Source organism: Ruegeria sp. AH12 (assembly GCF_056541465.1).
The window spans coordinates 1-704 of sequence record NZ_JBQFYL010000160.1; the positions used below are offsets into that span (position 1 = coordinate 1).

The following is a 704-nucleotide window of genomic DNA, read 5'->3' on the forward strand; positions in this document are numbered from 1 at the left end:
CTGTCCGACAAACCGTTCATGGGTTCGGTCACTGATCCTAGCCGGGCGCAGGATTCGATCGAGATGTGCGAGATCCTGTTCGGCAAAGAGTTCGTGCAGAACAACACCGTGATGACATCTTTGACCAACATCAACTCGCCGATGACCTTTGACGACGTGATGATGGGTTCTCTGGAAGTTTATGCCGCAAACAATCAGGCCTGCATTATTTCGCCGTTCATCGTGGGTGGTGCTATGGCACCGGTTTCGGTCGCGGGCACGCTGACGCAGGTTCTGGCCGAGGTCATGGCAGGTGTAGCATATAGCCAGATCATCCGTCCGGGTGCTCCTGCGATCTTTGGGGCGTTCGTATCGTCGATCGACATGAATTCAGGAGCGCCGACCTTTGGCACCCCAGAGGCTTCGCACGTCACTTATGGCGCGGGTCAGTTGGCGCGCCGACTGGGTCTACCATATCGCTCTGCGGGTTCGTTCTGTGGTTCAAAATTGCCGGATGCGCAAGCTGCGTATGAGACCGCGAATTCGTTGAACATGGGTCTTATGTCGGGTGTGAATTTCATGCTGCATTCCTGCGGTTGGCTCGAAGGCGGCTTGGTGGCGGATTTCGAGAAATTCGTCATGGATGCCGATCAGTTGGGCGTCTTGCACGGATTGGCCAAAGGTGTGGCCTATGATGAGAATGCACAGGCGATGGACGCCATCCG

1 protein-coding gene is annotated in these 704 nt (G+C 55.8%); it reads left to right on the top strand.

Annotated elements, in window-relative coordinates; translation table 11 throughout:
- Positions 1-704: trimethylamine methyltransferase family protein (locus ACR0EL_RS22330; RefSeq protein WP_480502333.1), on the top strand; the 704-nt coding region annotated here is incomplete at both ends.